Source organism: Acidisphaera sp. S103 (genome assembly GCF_009765975.1).
Lineage (GTDB): Bacteria > Pseudomonadota > Alphaproteobacteria > Acetobacterales > Acetobacteraceae > Rhodopila.
On record NZ_LMUJ01000042.1, the window covers coordinates 135,847 to 157,113 of the forward strand.

A 21,267-nucleotide genomic window follows, 5' to 3' on the forward strand; every position below is an offset into this window, starting at 1 on the left:
CTTTTTGCCATCAAACTGGGGAATGATCTTTCCCAACATGAGGTCCCCGCGCGTCGTCAAGCCAATGATCGGCATCAGTTGCTGCACCAAGCAGTTTGGCATCTTCGGAATGCCGAACCATGCGGCCTCCGACACTTATGTGCGCGCGACGGATGAGGTGATTGGCGCCGTCCCGGTGCTGTTGCCCGCCAACGGCCCGATGGCGGATATCGAGACCCTGCTGGACCGACTCGACGGCATCATTCTGACCGGTAGCCGTTCCAACGTGCAACCCGGCCTGTATGATGGCCCGCCGCACGCCGAGGGCACGCCGGAAGACCCCGCCCGCGACGGAATCACCCTGCCGCTGATCAGGGCGGCGGTGGCCAGGGGGGTGCCGCTGCTGGCGATCTGCCGCGGCTTTCAGGAATTGAACGTGGCGCTGGGCGGGTCCCTGCATCAGCGAATCCAGGATCTGCCGGATCGGATGGATCATTCGACTCCGATGCAGCCGTCCTCACGGATTCGCCAGAGCAAGGCGCACGCGATCCGGGTGACGCCGGGCGGCTGGCTGCACCGCCTGGCCGGTGCGACGGAGATCGCGGTGAACTCCCTGCACAACCAGGGGATCAACCAACTGGCGCCGGGCCTGGTCGCCGAAGGCGTGGCGCCGGATGGGCTGATCGAGGCCGTCCGGGTCGCGGCCAGCGAGGCGGGGCCGGCGATCGGCTACGTCGTGGGCGTGCAGTGGCACCCGGAATACGACTGGCGCACCGACACGCTGTCCCGGGCGATTTTCGAGCAATTCGGCGCGGCCGTGCGAGCTTATGCCGACGCCGCAAGGTTGGGCGGCGTTTCCATCGCGGCCGATTAGGGTCCGGGACGCCGCAGGCCAGTCTCCAAAACCTCTACCCCCTTGTCAGACCGACCGTTTCGACCGATGTATCGGCCGGAAGACCGGACCGCACGGGTCCGGATTGATCATCATTCAGGACAGGACAGGCGCCGCCATGTTCATCGAAACCGAGGGCACTCCCAACCCCGCCACGCTCAAGTTCCTGCCGGGGCGCGACGTGATGGGCCTCTCGACCGCCGACTTCGCCTCCGCCGTCAGCGCCGTCCGCAGCCCGCTAGCGACCGGGCTGTTTGCCCTGCCGGGCGTGGCGCGCGTCTTCCTCGGCGGCGACTTCATCAGCGTTACCAAAAACGATGAGATTTCGTGGCAGGCGCTGAAGCCCCAGGTGCTGGGCGTCATCATGGATCATTTCGTCGCCGGCCTGCCGGTGATCGAGGACGGCGACACCGACTTCGACGAAGAAGACATCGACGAAGCCGACCGCGAGGTCGTGGACCAGATCAAGGAACTGCTCGATACCCGAGTCCGCCCGGCGGTGGCCGGCGACGGCGGCGACATCGTGTTCCGTGGCTACCGCCAGGGTGTCGTCCGCCTGCACATGCAGGGTTCGTGCTCCGGCTGCCCGTCCTCCAGCGCCACGCTGAAGCACGGCATCGAGAACATGCTGAAGCACTACGTGCCGGAAGTGGTCTCCGTCGAGCAGGTCGAATTCTGACCGGCCTCAGTTGACCACCGCGGGCGCATCTCTCACGCTGCGCCGCATCATATTCAGGAGTTGCCTATGACGATCGACGCCGCCGGTCACGACCTGCTGTTCAGGGAAGCCCGCACCCACAACAAGTGGCACGACACCCCGGTCCCCGACGAGACGCTGCGCGAACTCTACGACATCCTGAAGTTCGGCCCGACCTCCGCCAACAGCTCGCCGGCCCGCTTCGTGTTCATCCGCACCAAGGAAGGCAAGGAAAAGCTGGCTCCGGCGCTATCCGCCGGCAATACCGAGAAGACCATGGCCGCGCCGGTCACCGTGATCGTCGCCTACGACCCCAAATTCTTCGAGAAACTGCCGACGCTGTTTCCGCACAACCAGGATGCGATCAACTGGTTCACCAGCAACGATTCGCTGGCGGCGACCACGGCGTTCCGCAACGGCACCCTGCAGGGCGCCTACCTGATGATCGCGGCTCGGTCGCTGGGCCTGGATACCGGCGCGATGTCGGGCTTCGACAATGCTAAGGTCGACGCGGCGTTCTTCGCCGGCAACGGCTGGCGGTCGAATTTCCTGGTGAACATCGGCCACGGCGACCCGGCGGGGGTCTTCAACCGCTCGCCGCGCCTGCCGTTTGAGGAAGCCTGTCTGCTGGTCTGACGCCGGCGCGGGTTGACGTCCGGCCGCGATCACCTTAGCAGCGCGGCCGCCTCGTCCAGCCCCAACCGCCGCTCCCCCAGCAGCGCATCGGTGGCGGGCCGCCCCCACGCGGCCTCCTCCGGGGCCAGCGGGTCGGCCGCCGACAGCCGATGCGCCAACACGAACCGAGACACCAGCGCGCGCCGAGCATCCGCCCCGGGACGAGACCCCTCCCAGGCCAGCAGGATGGCGCTCGACACATCGTACAGCGCCGTCGCCGCCTGGCGTGCCAACGTCTCCTGTCCTTCTCCCGCGATCCGTTCCGCGAGCGCGACCGCTCGATCCAGCGCCCCGTCCAGTGCCGCCCTGAACGCCGCGGGCAGCACCGAAGCCGCCTCCAGCCGCTGCCGCAGCATCGCCTGCAACGCGCGATGCGCCCCGTCCTTCCCCACCGCCCGTTGGATCACATCCAGCGCGTTGATGTTGCTGGTGCCCTCCCACAGCAACCCGACCTGGGCGTCGCGGATCAACCGAGGGTTTACCCAATCCTCGATGTAGCCGTTGCCGCCGCGCGCCTCCATCGCCGCCGTCGCCACGATCACGTTGTCCCGGCAGGCCCGCAACTTCAGCAGCCCTGTGAGTATCCGCAGTTCCTCGCGCGCGCCGTGGCCCAGCGCATCGGCGGTGCACAGCGCCATCGACAACGCCTGTTCGGCCGGCACCAGCATCTTCATCAACTGCCGGCGCATCAGCGGAAAATCTGCCACCGTCCGCCCGAACGCGATGCGGCCACGAGATGCCGCCAGCGCCTCATTGACGCAGCGGCGCATCATCGCCGCCGCCCGCACCCCGTGCGACAGGCGGGACAGGTTCACCTGCTCCATCATCTGCTTCAGCCCCTGCCCCGGCTGGCCGATAAGATACGCTTCGGCGCCCTCCAGCCGGATCTCACCGCTGGCCATCGACTTGGTGCCCAGCTTGTCCTTCAGCCGGATGATCCGGTAGGCGTTGCGCGACCCGTCCCGCGTGCGCCGAGGCAGCGCGAACAACGCCAGCCCGCGCGTGCCGGCGACCGCGCCCTCGGTCCTGGCCAGCATCAGCGCGACATCCGCATCGGTGTGGGAACAGAACCACTTATCCCCGTACAGCCGCCAGATGCCGTCCTCCAGGCGGGCGATGGTTTCAATCGCACCGACATCCGATCCGCCGGCCTTCTCGGTCATGAACTGCGTGCCTTTCCACATCGTGGAAAGGTCGGCCGACAGCATCTTCGGCAGCAGGTAATCCTGCAGCGAGTTGCTGCCGAACTTGCGGATCAGGTGGATGGACGTGTCGGTGACGCTGATCGGGCACATCAGCCCGAACTCGCCCTGCACGAACAGATATTGGAACGCGTATTTGGCCACCGGCGGCAGCGGCCGGTCCATCCCCAGCACGCCGCCGCGATGCGACATCGCGTGGAACTGGAAGTCGCCGAACGCGATCTGCTCCATCTCCCGGTAGGCCGGGTGATACTCGATCCAATCAAGGTCGCGGCCAAACCGGTCACGCGCGTGCAGCACCGGCGGATGGCGGTCGGCGGTGCGCGCCAGTTCGTCCAGCCGCCCGCCGGCGAGTTGCCCCAGCCGCTGGTAATGCGGCGTCAGATGCGCCAGCACGTCCGCCGGCAGATAGATCGCCAGCAGGTCGTGCAGGCCCTGATCGGCGGCATGGAAATCCATACCGGCGCAGTCGGGCGCGATCCAGTCGGACCCGGTACGGGGACGGTCGATCGACAGATCGTGCGGCATGCGGTTGCTCCTCGGGGTTTCAATTGACCCGGCTTTCGGCGGCGATGATTATCGTGCCGACGGGTCTCTCGCATAGGGCTTTGCGAGGCGGCCCCAATCCGCTGGCCACGGCGCCGCCCGTGCCGGCCAAACACCATCAGGAACCTGTGCCGCCGATCAGCCAACGCGCTTTGCTGCCACCGCGCCTGCTCGACAGCGTGACCCGCCGCTACGGCGAGCCTCTTGTCGCGGGCCTGCCGCCGCTGAACCTCCACGATGACCCGACCGACGCCTTTGCCGAACTCCACGCCCAGTTGGAGGACGCCGGTGTCGTGCTGTTCCCGGATGTCTGGCCGGGCGACCTGGATGGGTTCTTTCGCCTGCGCCTGATCCAGGTGCTGGCCGGCCAGCCGAAGCTACCCGGACTTTCGGTCGTCATCTTGTCCGCCGTCATGGCCGGGCAACCTTTGGCGGGCGGCTTCGCGGACCGGTTCCGCTCCGCCTGGCCGTTCGCGCGCTGCGTCTTCCTGACCGAGGGCGACGATCACCCTACGCTGTCCACCCTGATCGGACTGCCCGTCGGCCCGCTGGACGATGTCTCGACCGGGGAGTCTCCGATCCTGGCTTCGGACGCCGGCACCGGACAGGCGATCGCCGTTCAGATGCAGCCCATATGGGGCCGCTGCGGCAGCACCATCCTGTTCGAGAACCAACGCGAAAACCTCGTCCGGGCCGGCTTCCTGACCATTCGCGTCTTCGCCGACGGGCAGGCTCGGCGCGGCGCGACATTGTGGTCCCGGCTGGATCACATCATCCCGGAAAACAGCACCCGAACCGGCGCGCACATCGATGTCATCGCCGTTCCCGAAGGACCGCCGTCCCGGTCCGAGGCCACCGATGTCGATGCGATGTGGCGGGATGTCCTGACGGCAACCGCCTCCGCCGTTATCCGCGACCGCGCCGTCGTGCAGGCGGCCGCACAGGCCGAATGTGTGATCGCCAACCGTGTGGAAGGCCTTGGCCCCGCCCTGATGTTCGCCCCCCAGGCCAGATTGCTGTTGTCGCCGCAAGAGGATCGCGCCGAAGCGATCTATCAGTCTGCGATCAGCAACGGCAGGGACCAGGCCGTGGCGACGCTGTTCCGGAACGCCGCGGCCAAGGTGCAGGCCCAGATGCTGGCCATCGCGGATATCTGCGGCTTCGCCAGCCAGACCGAAATGACCCGCCTGGCGCCGCAATGCCGGCGGGCCGTTATCATCCAGCCAAGCGTCTCGGCGAAACCGGTACCGGAAACCGCCGTTCCCCCATTCGACCTGCTGCTGACCGCCTCCGAGGAGGTGATGAATGTCGCATCCCTGCGATGGTTCCTGGACCAGGTTTGGCGCCCGCATCTTGAACCGCACGGGATCAGCGTCGCGATCGCGGGCCGAGCGGGGGGACACGTCCGGGATATGGGGCGTGGGTCGCCGTTGATGCATGTCCTGGGGTTCGTCGAGGACCTGGACGCGATTCGATCCTGGTGCCGCCTGACGGTCGTGCCGGACCTCGGGCGCGCCGGCGTATCGGCGAAAATGCTGACCACCCTGGCTGCCGGCCACCCGGTCGCCACCACGCCGGCGGGCTTGCGCGGCCTGGACCCGTCGGTCGCGGGGAATTTGCCGGCACGAGACACCGCCGACGCGCTTGCCGCCGATATCCGGGAGCTGCTCGGATCGCCGGAGCGATTGGCGGAACGGCGGCATCTGGTCCGCCTGGCACGCGACGCCATCAAGCCGGTAGCCGATCACGCGGCGCTGGTGATGGCGGTTCCACGCCCCTCCGGGCCGGACATCGGCGAGCGACTGCAGCGTTGGTGGCGGCTGGCCGGCTCCCCGCCGCCGCCCGACGCGGTACCGTACCGGTTCCAGTTCGATGTGGCCTTTCCGATGTCCGGCGGCCCCCGGCATGCCCAGGTCCTGCTGGATGGCTGGCACGATTCCGAACCCTGGGGCCGGTGGACCGATGGGGCCGAGGCTTCGCTGCGGATCACGTTGGCAGAACCGGTGAGCGATCCCCTGACGCTGGAACTGACGATCGTTCCGGCCGAAACCGGCGCCAACCTGCGGATTGGCTGGGATGGCACCATGCTGCCGTTGATCGATCCAGTGCCCGGTGCGAATCTGTGGGACATACCGCCCGCGTTGACGACGGGAAAAAGCAGCTTCGTGGTCTCGCTGCATGTCGGCGAGACGATGCGTCCCGCCGCCGCCGGCGACTCGGTGGACGACCGCATCCTGGGCATCGGCGTCAGTTCGGTGCGGGTACTGTCGCGCCAGCCCACGCTGTGCGAACCGAACGTCACCATGCCGATCCGGGCCGCCGCGATGCCCCGGCAAGTCCTGCTGACCGGCTGGCATGCCCCCGAGGCATGGGGCTGCTGGAGCCGGCGGACTACCGCCGCGCTGCGCCTGACCCTGGGCGAGCCGGCACCGGCCTCGATCCGGCTGGAACTGGACCTTATGCCGTCGCCGGCCAATCCGCTGTTGACGCTGTCGGTCAACGGTTCGGCGCTGCCCGGCATCACGCCCGTCGCGGGCCGCAACATCTGGGATCTGCCGACACGGGCAACCAACGGGCGAACCGATCTGCAATTGCTGCTCTCGGTCCCGGAGACGTTTTGCGCGGCTCGCGCGGGCACCGGGGCTGACGACCGCGAACTGGGGATCGGCCTGCGTGGCATCCGGCTGATCCCTTTCGTTCCGGTCTTTCAGGAACCCGGCAGGGTCCTGCGGCTGGTTCGGCCGGACGTGCTGGACGAAATCCTGCGCGAGGGCTGGCATCCGGCGGAGGATTGGGGATGCTGGACCAGCGGGCCGGATGCCATGCTGCGGCTGGCGTTCCGCGAGCCATTGTCCGGGCCGTTCCGGCTGGAGATGAATGTGTCACCCGGCCGGATCAACGCGACCCTGACCCTGTCGGTGAACGGACACGCCCTGCCGCCGATCGTTCCGCGAAGCGGCGCCAATAGCTGGGATCTGCCGGAACAGGTGACCGACAAGCAGCGGGACTTGCTGATCGCGTTGCACGTGTCGGACACGTTCACACCGGCCGATATCGCGGTTTCGACCGACAAACGGATCCTGGGCGTGGGTGTGCGGTCGCTCGTGCTGCATCGGCAGGCGGCGACCTGCCCGATCGGCCGCCTCGTCCGGATATCCAGCGAACTGGGCGACAACCCCATGCTGACGGACGGCTGGCATAAACCGGAACCTTGGGGTTGCTGGTCGTCGGGTGTGGACGCGGCGGTGCTGTTGCGGTTCGATGCGCCACTGCATGGCCCGTACGCCATCGAATTCGATATGATGGCACCGCTGCTGAACGGACCCGTCCTGTTGTCGGTCAATGGCGAAATGATGGACCCGCTGCTGGTATCGGACGGACCCAACGAATGGATCCTGCCGCGAAACCGCACCGATGGCCGGACCGTGCTGGACCTGCATCTGCTGGTGGCGCTGCCGGTGCGGCCGATGGATGTCCAGGACTCGAAGGACGATCGCGTCCTGGGCGTCGGCATCAGAAGCCTGCGGATTCGTCCGCTGAGTCAGAGTTAGGCGCTACGCCTTCCGCAAATTCCAGAACAGCGAATAACCTGTCAGCACGTCGGTGACCGTCCGCCGATAAACCGTCGGCGGCAGCGTCTGCCCCAGCGGGATATACGGCACATCGATAAAAACCTGTTCCTGGATCAGCGCCGCGATGCGCTGCCGATCCGGAAGACTGGTCGAATACAGCCATTCGTTCCGTAACGACTCCAGCCGCGGACTGGTCGGCCAGCCGCGCGACGCCGCCTTGCCGTTGCCTCGGATCGACACGTGCACAGCCGGATCGAGCTGATCCAGGCCCGACCAGTAGGTATGGAAAATACTCCAGCCGCCCTGCTCGACCGGGTCCTGCTTGGCCAACCGTTGCAGCACGCTGCCCCAGTCGGCGTATTGCGCATCGACGTTCATGCCGATGCGCTTCAGCATGTCGGCGCCGACATCGCCCAGCGCCTTCAGCGTCGGAAAGTCCGAGGGCACCAGCAGCACCGTCCGCTCGCCCTTGTAGCCGGACGCCGTCACCGCCCTGGCGACGGCGGCGAGGTCGCGCGGACCGGTCAGCACCGCCATGCCGGCTTGCGTCGCCATCGGCGTGTTCGGCGGGAATACCCCGACGCCGGCGCGCCAGTTGGCCGGATCGCCCGCCGCGGCGGCCATGTAATCGTCCTGGCTCACCGCACCCAGCAATGCCCGGCGGAGCGCCGGATTGTCGAACGGCGGTTGCAGCTGGTTCATCCGCAGCGTGCCCATATATCCCATCGGATCGGGGGGCGGCACCGTCAGGTTGGCGTTACGCCGCAATAACGGCAGCAGGTCGGCGGTTGGCGACTCCCACCAGTCCATCTCCCCGGCTTCCATCGCGGCGGCGGCAGTGCCCGCGTCCGGGATCACCGTCCATTCCACCCGGTCGACATGCACGACCTTGGGGCCAGCGATGAAGCTGGCGGTGCCATCGGGGCGTGGGACGTAGGCTGTGTTGCGCTCATACACCACGCGGGCGCCGGCAACCCGTTCATCCGGCTTGAATCGGAACGGTCCGCTGCCGGTCATTTCTGTGATCTGCTTGAACGGATCCGTCACCGCCAGCCGTTCCGGCATCATGACGCAGACGTTCGACCCTGGCTTGCCCAGAGCGGCCGGCAGCAACGGAAACGGGCGCCGCAAACGGAAGCGGATCGTGCGGTCGTCGGGCGCCGACAGGTCGTCCGTCACCGCCAGCAAGGTCTGTCCGAAGCTGTCGCGCGCGCCCCAGCGGCGGATGCTGGCGACGCAGTCGCGCGCGAGCACCTTCCCGCCATCATGCCATAGCAGCCCGTCGCGCAGCGTCAGGGCCCAGGTCAGCCCATCGGCGCTGGTCGTATCGCCCGCAACCATCTGCGGCGTGGTACGATAGGTGCCATCCATGCCGTACAGCGTATCGAACACCATCATCGCGTGGTTGCGGGTGACGTAGGCCGAGGTCCAGATCGGATCGAGCACCGCCAGGTCGGATTGCGGAATGAACCGCAGCACGGCGGCCTCCGCCCCGCGGCCGATGCGGGGCGCGGCCAGGACACCGGCCGCCGCGAGAAGCGTCCGCCGCCGCACCGTCAGATCACCCCCAGCCCGGTCAGGAACGCGGTCAGGTTGGCCCCGAGGCGTTCGACCAGGTACCCGCCCTCCTGGATCAGCACCGTCGGCAAGCCCAGGGCCGCGACCTGGCGGCCGACCGTCTCGAAACCCGCCGCGTCCACCGCCAGATTGGCGGCAGGATCGCCACGCTGCGCATCGAAGCCGACCGACACCAACAGGGCGGCCGGACGCTTGCCGGCGATGGCGCCCAACCCCTGCCCGACCGCGGCAGTGAACGCCGCGTCCTCCGCCCCGGCGGGCAACGGCAGGTTCAGGTTCCAGCCGAGGCCCCTGCCCGACCCGACCTCATCGGCATACCCGGCGAACCACGGATACAGCCCGGCCGGATCGCCATGCACCGACACGTAATGGACATCGTCGCGTTCGTAGAAAATCTGCTGCGTGCCGTTGCCGTGATGCACGTCGAAATCGAGGATCGCCACCGGACCGCCGCCGCCATCCAGCATCCGCTGAGCCGCGATCGCCGCGTTGTTCAGGTAGCAGAACCCGCCGGCCATGTCGGTATGCGCATGATGCCCGGGCGGGCGGCACAGCGCGTAGGCGTATCGTTCGCCCGCCAGCACGCGGTCGGCCGCGTCGATGGCGGCATGGGCGGATCCGATCGCGGCGGTCCAGGTGGCCGCCACGATCGGCGCGCTGGCACTGCTGAGATACCAGCCCGCCTGACCGAGCAGCGCGTCCGGACGATGCGCCTTGTGCCGCACCGCGTAGGCCTGCGCTCGCAGGATCGGCCGCGAACCGGGTACCGCCTGCCAGCGTGCGAAGGCGGTTTCCAGAAATTCCAGATAGCCGGCGTCATGCACCCGAGCGATGGGCGCCAGGCCGTGATCGGTCGTGGGTTTTGTGGTCAGCCCACCGGCACGCAGCGCACCCAACAATGCATCCGCCCTCGCCGGAACCTCCCAGTACGCGCGTGCATCGCCTGCCACGGTAAAGCGGTCCGGATCGTGGGCGGCATGGTCGGTGGTGATGACGATCATCGGTCGGTCCTTCTGTCTGAACGCGGTCGAATGGTGCTTCGGATGTGCCCCGCCTGCTGTCAATCCGCGTCCCGCGCCATCGCCCGCCGAATGCCAGGATGCCGGCGCGGGCAAGCCGCTCACATGCGGATTTCTTCACTTGCCTTTCCGCGTTCGCCCGGTATCGATGCCGCTTCCGTATCAAAAAGGGATGCCTGCATGTCACTTTCACGACGCGCGATGTTCGCCGCCGCCGCCAGCCTGACCATGGGTTCGGTCGCATTTGCCCAAACCCCCGCCCCGGCCGCGGCAACACCGCCCGCCGCCGCTCCGGCGATGGCGGCCGCCGCGGCGCCAGCCTCCGCGCCCACGCGCGTCCGCGGTGTCATCAGCAAGATCGATGCGAACGAGCTTCAGGTCACGACCCGCGGTGGGGATACGGTTACCCTGAAACTGGCCGATAATATCGGCATCCGGTGGATCGAGCCCATCGCGGTCAGCGCGATCAAGCCGGGATCGTTCATCGGCACCGCGGCGGTGTCGCAGCCGGACGGAACCTTGAAGGCCCTTGAAATACAGGTGTTTCCGGAATCGATGCGCGGCGTCGGCGAAGGCCATCGGGCGTGGGACCTCGGCGCCAACAGTTCGATGACGAACGGCACCGTCGGTGACCTGAAAGTGTCCAAGGGACGGATGCTGACGCTGACCTACAAGGGCGGCGAGCAGAAAGTGTTCGTTCCGCCGAAGGCCCCGGTGATCACCTATGCCCCGGCGACCAAGGCGGCGCTGACCAAGGGGGCCCATGTCATCGTCACCGCCCTGCATAACACGGACGGAACGCTGACGGCGGCGAACGTCGGCGTCGGCAAGCACGGCCTTGTCCCTCCGATGTAGGGTGCGGCACGGCCATTTCATCGAGGGTTGAAGTGCGTGGGCACCGAACCGGTGCGGACGGAACCGTCATCGCGGGCAAGACGCTCGCGATGACCACGCCGTAGTCGCATGGCGGAATGGCGGACAGCCTGCCGCGCGATACTAGAACATGATCGCGCTGGGCGGGACGTCCAGAGCGCGTGAATCATGCGATCAAACAAAACGCTCTAATCGTCGCGCAATTGCGGATTGTCGAAACGCGGATTCCTGACGCCGTGAACCGCGTCGCGCAACGCGTCGAACAGCGACAGCCTATCAGGTTCATGCAGGAAAGCACCGACCTCGCAGTCGCGCCCATGGCTGCTCAGCACCACCCGCGGAATACCCCGCCCCGCATCGAGTTGCACGCGCAGCCAGGCGGACGGCAGCGACATCTGTTTTCGCCGGCCGGCCGGATCGGTCTGGATCACGGTGATCTCTTGCGCAGTCAGCATGATCAGCTCGCTCGCCCGCGCCCGGCGCACATTGACCGCCAGGAGACCGCAAACCAGGGGAATCTCCAGCAGGCTGAACGCCGCGACCGGCCAGGCACCCAGCAGTAGAAACCGCAACGCGACCGCCGCACTGAACACCGTCAGAACGGCGATCACGGTCATGACACCTTTCCGCGTCAGGCTGCGGTGCGGGACGATCAGGGCTTCGAAAACGGGAGCGTGGGGCGGCACCATTCCGCCAGTCTACCAGACACCGCGCCCGCGTATCCAGGCCGCCAGCCGGTCGAACCTGCTACCGAACGATCCCCTTGTTCTCGACGCCGAAGCCACCGGCCGCGTTCGCCAACCGCTGCAGATCGGTGCGGGACACCAGAAGATCGGCCGATTTACCGCAGTTTCCGGTGGTTTGATTCGTCTCGGAACCGGCCCAATGGACACGGTACTCAACAGCGGGCGTGTCTTCGAGGCCCTCGACAATCAAGCTGCCGCCCTTATCCGCCATCACATTCGGGTCAAGCGAGCACGCCGCCAGCGGCGAACCCTGTGTCGACACCAATGTCGCGGGAATCGTCATCTGCCACATATCGACGTCCGCCGACCCTGGCTTGAAGGCGACGATGTCGCCCACCTTCGGGCGAAACTCATCCAGTTGCAGTACCAAAAAGGTGCTCAGGCAGCCGGTCACCATAATCGCCATGGCGGCCAAAACCGGCAGCCAGGCCGCCAGCGATGTCCGTTCGGGCGTTCCATTCGGACTGCTGTTCCGGGTGGGTTCGTGTTGATTCGGTCGTCTCATGGCGTCCTTAGCCTTTAACCACGGCAATGTGAAAATCGTCCTCCCACTTATATTGTGCAGTGCAACATATCCGCAAGCCTTGCATTCGACAAATGTGTCGGCCAGGGGACCGAAACAAGACCGGGAATCGGCCCGCGACCGCTCTGTTCGGCTCTCTGGAGGCAGCCATCCACCATCCTCGCTTCGAGCAACCTTACCGCCACACTGGAAGGGGCGTTCATGTTGCGTTCGGACACCCGGCGGCGCCCTGCCTCCCGCGGTCGTGTCGCAACCGTGGTGTGGCACACGGCGTTGTACCGATCCACGACGAGGAAACCTTTCGCCATGCACCGTCAAGGATTGGGCAACCACGGACCGCCCTCTATCCCTGAAGTGGCGACTGGCGAGCGTCTGGTCCGGCGTGCCGGTCGCCCGCCGGCGGCATCGATCGAACCATGGTGCTGATGGGTGCCCTTCGCGCGGCGTTGCGACCGCGCCAAATGGACACACAGGTTCGGGTGGCTCGTGAGCGCTATCGCATGATCGTCGAAAGCGCGATCGACTACGCGATCTTCACCTGTGGGCTGGACGGCCGGATCACCAGTTGGAATGCCGGCGCGCAGGCCATCCTCGGCTACGCCCCGGAAGACATCGTCGGCGAACCATGCGCCCGCGTCTTCATGGCGGACGATATCGTCGCCCATGTCCCCGAGACGGAAATGCGAGCCGCCCGGGACGGCATCAGTGTTCGCGCCGAACGCTGGCACCACCGCCGCGACGGCACCCGCTTCTGGTCCAGCGGCCGCATGCTGGCATTGCGCGACTCACAGGGGCAGGTCATCGGATACCTGAAAATCCTCTACGACCGTTCGGTCGAGAAAGACGCCCGCGACGCGCTGGAAGCGCTGAACGCCGAACTGGAGGACCGCGTCACCGAACGGACACTCGCCCTCGCCGCGGCCAACGAGAAGCTTCGCGCCGAGATCCTGGAGCGGGAGCGGGTGGGGGATCAGATCCGCCAGTCGCAGAAAATGGAGGTGATCGGTCAGCTAACCGGCGGGATCGCCCACGACTTCAACAATTTGCTGACGGCGATCCTGGGTGCTTTGGAAGTGACCCGCCGCCGGATCGACGACACCCGCAATCTGCGGCTGATCGACAGCGCGATCAACGCCGCCCAGCGCGGCGCCAAGCTGATCGCGCAGCTCGTGGCCTTCGCCCGGAAGCAGAACCTGCAGGTGGCGTATCTATCGGTGAACACGTTGGTGGAGGACATGCGGGAGTTGCTGGAACGCAGCGCCGGTTCCTCGGTCAGCGTGGTGTTTGATCTGGCGGACGACCTCTGGCCGGTGATGGCGGACGCCAGCCAGATGCAGACGGGTTTGCTGAACCTGGCGTTCAACGCGCGCGATGCCATGCCGAATGGTGGCACGTTGCGGATCGGCAGTGCCAACATCCACGTTGAGATGGCCGAGTCGGACCTGACGGTGGGCGACTACGTGACCTTGTTGGTGCAGGACAATGGGACCGGCATGCCCAAGGATGTCCAAGCCCGGCTGTTCGAGCCGTTCTTCACCACCAAAGACGTCGGCAAGGGCACCGGCCTGGGACTGGCACAGGTCTATGGCTTCGTCCGCCAGTCCGGCGGCACCGTCCGGGTGGACAGCGCGGTCGGTGAAGGGACGACGATTACGATCCTGCTGCCGCGCTCGGCCGATATCGAGGGAGATGGTGAGCGCGTGATTGCCCCGGGTTAGGCCGCCTGCCAGAAATGTTTCGCCGGCCCGACGCTGTACGACTTCGCGCGGTCGCAGGTCTTGCACAATGACTTGCGGGAAAAAGTCGGATCCATGTTCTCACTGATCAGTCGCGCCAACCCGGATCAGTCGCGCCAACCCGCCGGAAGCATACATCTCGTAGTACTCATGTTCGAGCAGGTTGCCGATCTTGTGTTTCAGCGAATAGTCCATGCAGCACAGCACGACGTCGCCGTTCGGCAGGATGACGTTCTGGTCGTAGAACGGGGTGAAGCTGCACGTTACCGCGCCGTGCCGCTCCGGCATGTCCAGGATGGCCTGTCCCGGCACCGCCGCCGATCCGACATTGCCGGCTCTTGTGTGGCCGACCCAGGCGCCCAACTGGATGCCCAGGTGATCGAGGTCCTGGTGCGGCTTGCCGCCAGCGTCCATCGTCATGACCTCGAACCGCGGCAAGATGCCGGACAAGCCGAGCTTGATGAAGGCGATCAGGTTGGCTTCGTAGACCGGGTTGTATTTCCAGCCGCGCATGTTGCCGTTGCGGTCGGGCAGATGCAGGCACATGACCTCGACCTGCGCGGCGTGGGTTCGGATCAGTTCGGCGACGGTTTCGGCGTCCTCGGCCTCCATGCCGTACAGCGTCGTGTAGATCGCCATGCTGTAGCCGGCTTCGAGCGTGTGGCGCAGCATCGCGGTGGCGTCGGGGTTCGCCCAGGGTTCGGCCATGCCGGAAAAATCGATCCGCACGTGTTTCGGCACCTTGCCCAGCACCGTCTTGAAGTCGTCCAGGGAGAAATACTTGGTGTTCTTGCCGTACAGCCCGCGCAGCGTGTCCTGCGGGCAGAACGTGCATTTCAGCGGGCAGCCAACCATCAGGGTGAATTCGAGCGATGGCATCGGTGTCGTCTCCTGACCGCCGGGTGGCGAACGGGCGCCGTTCTACGACCGATTGGTTGCCAAGCCGTTAACGCGCCGCCGGCCGCATACGTTAGCGATGCGTTAACTTTTCCCGGGCAGGGTTCACCGTGTGTAACGGAGAGCCCAGTGCCCCATCGTCATCGCCCGTCGGGCCAGCCGCGTGTCATCGGCCTGACCATGGTCAAGAACGAGCAGGACATCATCGAGCCGATGCTGCGGCACAACGCCGCGCTGCTGGATGCTCTGATCGTGCTCGACAACGGATCGGTGGACGACACGCGCGTGATCGCCCTGGCCCTGGCGCGCGAGTTGGGCAACGTCGTGGTCACCGACAGCGCCCAGTTCGGCTACACTCAGGGCGAGCGCATGACCCGGCTGCTGCACACCGCCCAGAGCGCCTATTTCGCTGATTTCGTGCTGTTCCTGGATGCGGACGAATTCATCGGCGCCACCAGCCGTCCGGCCTTTCAGGTGGAACTGGAGAAGATCCCGTCCGGCGGCTTCGGCGCCATCGCCTGGCGCAACTACGTGCTGGCCGACGATGCCAAGATCACCGATCCGCCGCGCGGGCTGGAACACCGCCGCCAAGTCGAGGCGCTGCCCGCCTACAAGACTGTCCTGCGGCTCGACGGCGTGTTCTGCCCCGACCTTGTGGTCAACCGGGGCAGCCACGCCGTGACCCGAGCAGGTGAGGCCCTGCCGGGCGTTTTGCTGCCGGACCTGCCGTTGTGGCATTTCCCGATCCGCGGCCATGCGCAACTGACCGCCAAGGCGCTTGTGGGATGGCTCGCCTGCTTGGCGGCCAATCCGCGTGCGGCCGAGACCGTGCAGTCCCATCACTGGCATGGCATGTACCGGCGCATCGTGGATGGATCGGGCTTCGATGGCGGCGACCTGCGCACGCTGTCGCTGCACTATGCCGATCCCAGCTACACCCTGGGCCTGACCCACCCGCCGGATCCGCCCATCCTGCACGATCCGCCGGCGATCGACACGGAACGCCGTTACTCCACCGGTGCGTTCCTCGATCCCCTGGTGCTGGTCGCCCGTTCGTGGGAGGAAACGTTGCGTGCCCGCGACCCGCTGTTCATGCCGGATGAAATTCCGGGGACAGTGATCGATATTCCCCCGTTCCGGTTCCTGGCGGAGAAGCATCAGCCGGCGTCGATCCTGGATGTCGGCTGCGGCATCGGCCTGGACCTGGAGCTGTTCGGCCGCCTAGGCATCACCGACATTGCCGGCGTCGGCCCCCTGCCCCGCGAGGCGCTGGTGCTGCGCCAGGGCGGCTATGTCAGCCATGACCCCACGGTCGGCTTCATCCTGGGCCGGCAATACGCCCTGGTGCTGTGCCTGAACACCGTATCAGCCCTGCCGCCGGACGATGCCGCCGCACTGATCGGCAATGTCGACCGCCACGCCGAAGCGATGGTCGCGTTTTCCCTGGACGATCCGGCCGCCGAGATGTTGGACACATGGCTGGAACGATGGCGCCGAGCGGGTTGGGGTCCCGATCTGCTGGAGACCCAGGCGCTGCGGTGTCTGAGTTCGTCCGCCACGCTGCGTCGGGGCCTGGTGATCCTGCGGCGCGGCGTCGGCGCTGATGAAACCGAAGAACTGCTGGCGATCGCCCGCCGCCCGTTCCGGATGCCTCCGTTCGCCCCCGGCGTGCATGAGGAACCGCTGCTGGACCCGGCCGAACGCAGTTGGATGGGCTACGCCGCCTGAGGGGGGTCGTGTTGCGCGGCGTGCGCAAACGTCGAATAGTGGGGTCGCGGCGCCTTCCGATGGCACAACCCGTTGGCGCGACGCTTTGGACGGCCTGGCAAAGGGGCCGACACCCACGCTCATACAGGAGGACGAACAATGTCATTCTACCGAGGCATGACCTGCGAAAACGTGACCCTGAAAGGGGATAAAGGCGCGCCGATCACGGCCTATGTCGCCAAGCCGTCCGGTCCCGGCCCGTTTCCGGGCGTGGTGCTGATCCATCACCTGCCGGGCTGGAGCGAGCTGTATATCGAGACCACCCGCCGCTTCGCGCATCATGGCTATATCGCCATCTGCGCCAACCTGTATGAGCGCGAGGGTGGCGGCAGTGACGGCAACCCCGACGACGTCGCTGCCAAGGTGCGCGCCGAGGGCGGCATCGCTGACTCCCAGATGGTCGGTGACACCGCGGCCGCTGTCGCATGGATGCGCGCGCAGCCGGAATCCAACGGCAAGGTCGGGCTGATCGGATCGTGCTCCGGCGGGCGGCATGCGTTCATCTATGCGTGCCAGAAGCACGACGTCGATGCGGTGGTGGAGCAATGGGGCGGCGGCGTGGTGATGGCCGCTTCGGAGTTGAACGAGAAGAAGCCGGTCGCGCCGATCGACATGACCGCCGGCCTGGCCTGCCCGCTGCTGGGCATCTTCGGCAACGACGACCGCGCACCGAGCCCCGAACAGGTGAACCAGCATGAGGCGGAGCTGAAGAAGCAGGGCAAAAACTACGAGTTCCACCGCTACGACGGCGCCGGCCACGGGTTCTTCTACTGGCACCGGCCGCTGTACCGGGCGGAGCAGTGCATGGATGCCTGGGGCAAGATCTGGGATTTCTTCGGCAAGCACCTGGCGAAGAAGTAGGGGGAACGTCCATGTGCACGTCGATCATCGAGATCGCTCGGGCCGAGGGCATGGCGAAACGCGGGGACCAATGGTTCCCGCTGTCGCAAACCGTGGTGGCGTATGACCACGCGCGGCATGCTCCGCTGGGGGATGTGATTACGCTGGACTTCGTGAACGGCGAACTGGGCGCCGGGGCACGGGCTGGCGTGGAACTGACGCTGGAGACAGCGAAGGAACTGCGCGCGGCACTGGACCGGGCGATCGCCGCCGCCGATTACGAGGAGGCGGAGGTGCGCGGCAAGGGCGCGGTGCCTCGACTGGTTCGGGCGGCGTGAGGGACGCCGCCCTGGCTTAGCCTGTGGGTTAGGCGCTGGCCTTGAAGCGGGCGTAGCCGCGCACGCGGACGGGGTATTTGTGCCAGGCGGAGGTGCCCTTGTACCGAGCGAACGGGGGCACCTTCTGCCGGGGCGCTCGGCTGAGGGCGTTCGGCGACGCCGCGGCGGCGGCCTGGGCGGCGCTGAGCCACTCAGCGGACAGCGAGGTCGTGGCGTTCAGATGCGCCGGGGCCGGGATTTTGCCGGCACGGATGGCCCGGCGGAGAACCCGGACGGGAACGCCGAGGCGGCTGGCTGCTTCGGGAAGGCCGAATGTGGTGGTGTCAGACATGGGTCGCGATCCTGGTTAAAGCGGCGGTGTATGATCGGGGTTGGGGTTGGGCGCAAGGGCTTGCGCAATCGCCGAGATAGCCGCATCAAGGCGAATGCGGGCGGAACCTATACCGCACCCCACAGATCGCGAGGAAATCGGTGGCCGCCAGCAGGGCGTCCCTGGCTTCCTCGGGCGATGGCACAATCGTTTCGTCGTAGTCGGCCGCGGTTCGCTCGTCCTTTACTTCGTTGAACGCTCTCCCGGCGACCTTCACGGCGTCGTCCAGGTCCCGGACCAACAGTCCGAACTGCTGAATGACCCCATCGTGCCGCTTTGGCGCACTGCCAACCGCCTGAAACAACACCGCTCGGGCAGCATGAAACATCGCGTAGTAGCTGGAATGGATGACAGCCATGGGCGAAGCATACGCATCTTGCACCGAGGCTTCACGGAGGTGCGCTTCGGCCTTTTGCCAGGATACCGCCGCGCGGCCGGGATCGGAATTCACGTGATTTCCACGCCGTCGCGAATGATGTCCTGAGCCAACTCTGTCGGCCGCCGGTCGTGCGGTTCAAGGTAGTCCGATGGTAATGGGATCGGCCGGATGAAGAAGCCGCTTAGGATATGGTCGTAGGCCAGGTCCGAGAGTATGCGCCGGATATGCCGGCGATCCGAGAGATCGCGGACGACGACGGCGATGTCGTAGTCACTGTCGGCGCGCGCCTGACCGCGGGCGCGAGAGCCGAAGAGAATCAGCTTTTCCACATCCGGCAGCACGCGCTGGACGTCGCGTTTGTAGGCCGCGAGGCGAGATGCCGCCTCATGGGGGAGGATTTCGGTTAACGCCCTGGTGGCCGTTGCGGTTTGTGTCTGGGCCATGGCCTACATAATAACACGGGCGGGTGGAGCCTGTCGCTCGTTTCAGTCGGCCTCGGTGGGAGGCGGGATTGCGACGGCAGGGCCAACGTTGACGCCGCGGCAGCAGGCATCGATGTGTTGTCGATAAAAGGGGCGCAAATGCGGGTTCTGATCAAGAAATCGGGTAACGGTGCCTCGGTTCGCATTCCCGTCGCCGTGACGGAAGTGGTTGGGCTGTCGGGGACAGGCCGAGGAGGGTGGTCGCGTGGCTATGGAGCGGATCCCAGGGCCAGTGTTTAGCCTTCGTGAGCTGCTGTCAGAGGTCACCAATGTGAATATTCATGATGAGGTCGACTTTGGCCGTCCGGTCGGCGAGGAAGTGCTTTAGGTGGCTCCGGCGCGGGGTGTCGGCCCTCATGCGCCTTGATTAGACGGGCTGCACCGGATATATTACTGGAAATATCCAGGAGGCTTGGCCGTGGGCGGTTCACAGAAGCGCGCTATCCAAAACTATCGCACGCGCCTCGGCGAACGTGGCCTTGCCCGGTTTGAAGTGCTCGGGCGCGATGCTGATCGCGACCTTATCCGGTCCCTCGCGCGACGGTTGGCTGAGGATGGGCCTGAGGCGTCGCGGTTGCGCGCCTTCGTGAGCCAGACGATCACTGGGGAACCGCCCAAGACGGGTGGCATTCTTGCAGCGCTTCGGCGTTCTCCGCTGGTTGGGGCCGACCTCGATCTTCAACGCCCCCGTGAGGAAGGGCGTAACGTCACGATCTGATGCGGTACTTGCTGGATACCAACATCATCAGCAATGTAACGAAACCGGCTCCGTCCGAGTCGTTGCTGGCTTGGATGTCGCAGCAGGCGGACGAAGACCTGTTCATTGCTTCGCTGACTGTTGCGGAAATACGCCGCGGCGTGTTGGAAAAACCGGCTGGGAGGCGACGTGATCAGTTGGAAAGTTGGTTCAGCGGTCCGGAAGGCCCCCAAGCTCTGTTCGCGGGGCGAATTCTTTCCTTCGATGAGGCGGCGGGGCTGGTCTGGGCTCGGCTTATGGCCGATGGGAAAGCAAGAGGTCGGCCGCGGAATGCGCTTGATACGATTATTGCTGCCGTGGCGGAGGCTAATGGGTGTGTTGTCGTGACTGATAACGAAAAGGACTTTGACGGGATCGAAATCGTTAACCCGTTGCGGAGTGCTACTTGAAGCAGCCAAGTGCTTTACGCTCCGTAATCGGGTTCAAAGGGAGACGAACAACTTGGACATAGCACTCAGCCTAGCCATCGTAATTGCTACGCTCGCTGGCCCCGTTCTTGCGGTTTACGTGACCCGCCGGATCGATGCTGATCGGCAGAAACGAGATCGTCAAATGACGGTCTTTCGTGCCCTCATGGCCACCAGACGGATTCCTCTCTCCCCCGACAAAGTAAACGCTTTGAATATGGTTGAAATTGAATTTTATGGCGTTCCTGCTGTTGAAGAGGCCTATCGAACGGTGATGGCTCATATAAATCATCTTCGCCCCTTGCCTCCCAAATGGAATGAGGAATTGCGAAAGCTTACTACAAAATTGCTTTCAGAGATGGCCAAAGTATTAAATTATGAACTACAGCAACTCGACATGCTTGATGGTGGGTACTATCCTCAGGGATTGGTGGACATCGAAGGAGAGCAACAAGCTGTACGACAAGCTTTAGTCGAGGTTCTTTCCGGCCGCCGCCCTCTTCTCACAAGCCCATCGGCTCCCACACCACCAGCGCCATTTCCACCCCCACCCGCGCCATCACAAGTCGAATCCAAGTCACATTAGGAGAGAAGCATGCAGCAGGGATTCTTCCGTATTGCCTTCACCGGAGTGGCTGGTAGTGGATTCGGTGTCACTGTCCTTCAGAATGGAGCAATTGCCGGAGCGGATGTAGCTGGAGGTACGTTTAGCGGCACATATGTTGAAGACCTACAAAGCAACAAAATCAATTTTGATATAACGATGCATATGCCTGCCGGAGTTACGCCTGTTCAGACCGGAATCCCGCTTGCTGCAGCACAAGACATTCCTATAACGGGATCGTTTCTGTTGGCGGATATATTAAGCGAAAATCCCATATTGCTTCAGACACTGATTGGACCAATAAACATTGTGTTTAAGAAATTAAGCGACCTGTGAATGAAACTATTCACCTGGTTGCAGTGGAAGGTGCAAATTTTCTTTGATGGGG

At 65.3% G+C, this 21,267-nt stretch carries 22 protein-coding genes; 12 read left to right on the forward strand and 10 right to left on the reverse strand.

Features of this window, described 5'->3' with window-relative positions; translation table 11 throughout:
* Window positions 1–37: 37 nt before the first annotated feature.
* The 3 genes from GSQ89_RS10900 (at window position 38) to GSQ89_RS10910 (ending at window position 2,204) form a co-directional block, all read left to right on the forward strand.
* Window positions 38–853: a gamma-glutamyl-gamma-aminobutyrate hydrolase family protein gene (locus tag GSQ89_RS10900; protein WP_254073165.1), complete on the forward strand. Its 816-nt coding sequence runs from the start codon at window positions 38–40 to the stop codon at window positions 851–853.
* A 136-nt stretch (window positions 854–989) separates the two neighbouring features.
* Window positions 990–1,550 (forward strand): NifU family protein, encoded by a 561-nt coding sequence (locus GSQ89_RS10905; RefSeq protein WP_158924921.1) that lies wholly within the window; start codon window positions 990–992, stop codon window positions 1,548–1,550.
* A 66-nt stretch (window positions 1,551–1,616) separates the two neighbouring features.
* Window positions 1,617–2,204 carry a malonic semialdehyde reductase gene (locus tag GSQ89_RS10910; RefSeq protein WP_158924923.1) on the forward strand — a complete coding sequence of 196 codons (588 nt, stop codon included), beginning with the start codon at window positions 1,617–1,619 and terminating at the stop codon, window positions 2,202–2,204.
* A 29-nt stretch (window positions 2,205–2,233) separates the two neighbouring features.
* On the opposite strand, the gene GSQ89_RS10915 is transcribed toward GSQ89_RS10910, so the two are convergent.
* On the reverse strand, window positions 2,234–3,973 hold the full coding sequence (locus tag GSQ89_RS10915; RefSeq protein ID WP_158924925.1) for an acyl-CoA dehydrogenase family protein: 1,740 nt from the start codon (window positions 3,971–3,973) through the stop codon (window positions 2,234–2,236).
* Window positions 3,974–3,996: 23 nt separating this feature from the next.
* Between GSQ89_RS10915 and GSQ89_RS10920 the strand changes: the two genes are divergently transcribed.
* Window positions 3,997–7,542: a glycosyltransferase family 4 protein gene (locus GSQ89_RS10920; RefSeq protein ID WP_158924927.1), complete on the forward strand. Its 3,546-nt coding sequence runs from the start codon at window positions 3,997–3,999 to the stop codon at window positions 7,540–7,542.
* 3 nt (window positions 7,543–7,545) lie between these two features.
* Here the strand turns inward: GSQ89_RS10920 and GSQ89_RS10925 are convergent, their stop codons facing one another.
* Both GSQ89_RS10925 and GSQ89_RS10930 read right to left on the reverse strand, forming a co-directional pair.
* Window positions 7,546–9,117, reverse strand: a complete 1,572-nt coding sequence (locus tag GSQ89_RS10925; protein WP_158924929.1) for an ABC transporter substrate-binding protein — start codon at window positions 9,115–9,117, stop codon at window positions 7,546–7,548.
* A gap of 2 nt (window positions 9,118–9,119) precedes the next feature.
* Window positions 9,120–10,142 (reverse strand): histone deacetylase family protein, encoded by a 1,023-nt coding sequence (locus GSQ89_RS10930; RefSeq protein ID WP_158924931.1) that lies wholly within the window; start codon window positions 10,140–10,142, stop codon window positions 9,120–9,122.
* Window positions 10,143–10,340: 198 nt separating this feature from the next.
* Between GSQ89_RS10930 and GSQ89_RS10940 the strand changes: the two genes are divergently transcribed.
* Window positions 10,341–11,015: a hypothetical protein gene (locus GSQ89_RS10940; RefSeq protein ID WP_216856111.1), complete on the forward strand. Its 675-nt coding sequence runs from the start codon at window positions 10,341–10,343 to the stop codon at window positions 11,013–11,015.
* 206 nt (window positions 11,016–11,221) lie between these two features.
* On the opposite strand, the gene GSQ89_RS10945 is transcribed toward GSQ89_RS10940, so the two are convergent.
* On the reverse strand, window positions 11,222–11,722 hold the full coding sequence (locus GSQ89_RS10945) for a DUF2244 domain-containing protein (protein ID WP_256367314.1): 501 nt from the start codon (window positions 11,720–11,722) through the stop codon (window positions 11,222–11,224).
* A gap of 58 nt (window positions 11,723–11,780) precedes the next feature.
* Window positions 11,781–12,194, reverse strand: coding sequence for a hypothetical protein (locus GSQ89_RS10950; RefSeq protein ID WP_158924939.1), 414 nt, complete (start codon window positions 12,192–12,194; stop codon window positions 11,781–11,783).
* A gap of 569 nt (window positions 12,195–12,763) precedes the next feature.
* On the opposite strand from GSQ89_RS10950, the gene GSQ89_RS10955 reads away from it, so the two are divergent.
* A complete protein-coding gene (locus tag GSQ89_RS10955) occupies window positions 12,764–14,020 on the forward strand; it encodes a nitrogen regulation protein NR(II) (RefSeq protein WP_158924941.1) in 1,257 nt (418 codons plus the stop codon).
* Between the two features lie 99 nt (window positions 14,021–14,119).
* On the opposite strand, the gene GSQ89_RS10960 is transcribed toward GSQ89_RS10955, so the two are convergent.
* Window positions 14,120–14,917 (reverse strand): radical SAM/SPASM domain-containing protein, encoded by a 798-nt coding sequence (locus tag GSQ89_RS10960; RefSeq protein WP_158924943.1) that lies wholly within the window; start codon window positions 14,915–14,917, stop codon window positions 14,120–14,122.
* Window positions 14,918–15,064: 147 nt separating this feature from the next.
* On the opposite strand from GSQ89_RS10960, the gene GSQ89_RS10965 reads away from it, so the two are divergent.
* The 3 genes from GSQ89_RS10965 to GSQ89_RS10975 all read left to right on the forward strand — a co-directional run bounded on the left by GSQ89_RS10965 (window position 15,065) and on the right by GSQ89_RS10975 (window position 17,880).
* On the forward strand, window positions 15,065–16,663 hold the full coding sequence (locus GSQ89_RS10965; protein WP_158924945.1) for a glycosyltransferase family 2 protein: 1,599 nt from the start codon (window positions 15,065–15,067) through the stop codon (window positions 16,661–16,663).
* A 138-nt stretch (window positions 16,664–16,801) separates the two neighbouring features.
* Entirely contained in the window at window positions 16,802–17,563 is a 762-nt protein-coding gene (locus GSQ89_RS10970) for a dienelactone hydrolase family protein (protein WP_158924947.1), read from the forward strand.
* An 11-nt stretch (window positions 17,564–17,574) separates the two neighbouring features.
* Window positions 17,575–17,880, forward strand: coding sequence for a DUF6295 family protein (locus GSQ89_RS10975; RefSeq protein ID WP_158924949.1), 306 nt, complete (start codon window positions 17,575–17,577; stop codon window positions 17,878–17,880).
* A gap of 28 nt (window positions 17,881–17,908) precedes the next feature.
* Here the strand turns inward: GSQ89_RS10975 and GSQ89_RS10980 are convergent, their stop codons facing one another.
* From GSQ89_RS10980 to GSQ89_RS38255, 4 genes are all read right to left on the reverse strand, one after another.
* Window positions 17,909–18,211: a hypothetical protein gene (locus tag GSQ89_RS10980; RefSeq protein WP_158924951.1), complete on the reverse strand. Its 303-nt coding sequence runs from the start codon at window positions 18,209–18,211 to the stop codon at window positions 17,909–17,911.
* Window positions 18,212–18,296: 85 nt separating this feature from the next.
* Complete coding sequence (locus GSQ89_RS10985; protein WP_158924953.1) at window positions 18,297–18,701, reverse strand: HEPN domain-containing protein; 405 nt, start codon at window positions 18,699–18,701, stop codon at window positions 18,297–18,299.
* Window positions 18,698–19,072, reverse strand: a complete 375-nt coding sequence (locus tag GSQ89_RS10990) for a nucleotidyltransferase domain-containing protein (protein ID WP_158924955.1) — start codon at window positions 19,070–19,072, stop codon at window positions 18,698–18,700. Before GSQ89_RS10990 ends, GSQ89_RS10985 begins: the two co-directional genes overlap by 4 nt.
* A 466-nt stretch (window positions 19,073–19,538) precedes the next feature.
* Window positions 19,539–19,793 (reverse strand): hypothetical protein, encoded by a 255-nt coding sequence (locus GSQ89_RS38255; protein ID WP_174254847.1) that lies wholly within the window; start codon window positions 19,791–19,793, stop codon window positions 19,539–19,541.
* A 35-nt stretch (window positions 19,794–19,828) separates the two neighbouring features.
* Here GSQ89_RS38255 and GSQ89_RS11000 point away from each other — a divergent pair, with 35 nt between their 5' ends.
* The 3 genes from GSQ89_RS11000 to GSQ89_RS11010 are packed head-to-tail and all read left to right on the forward strand — an operon-like array spanning window position 19,829 to window position 21,215.
* Complete coding sequence (locus GSQ89_RS11000) at window positions 19,829–20,257, forward strand: PIN domain-containing protein (RefSeq protein WP_158924959.1); 429 nt, start codon at window positions 19,829–19,831, stop codon at window positions 20,255–20,257.
* Between the two features lie 52 nt (window positions 20,258–20,309).
* Entirely contained in the window at window positions 20,310–20,861 is a 552-nt protein-coding gene (locus GSQ89_RS11005; protein WP_158924961.1) for a DUF6680 family protein, read from the forward strand.
* Between the two features lie 9 nt (window positions 20,862–20,870).
* Window positions 20,871–21,215: a hypothetical protein gene (locus GSQ89_RS11010; protein WP_158924963.1), complete on the forward strand. Its 345-nt coding sequence runs from the start codon at window positions 20,871–20,873 to the stop codon at window positions 21,213–21,215.
* Window positions 21,216–21,267 lie beyond the last annotated feature (52 nt).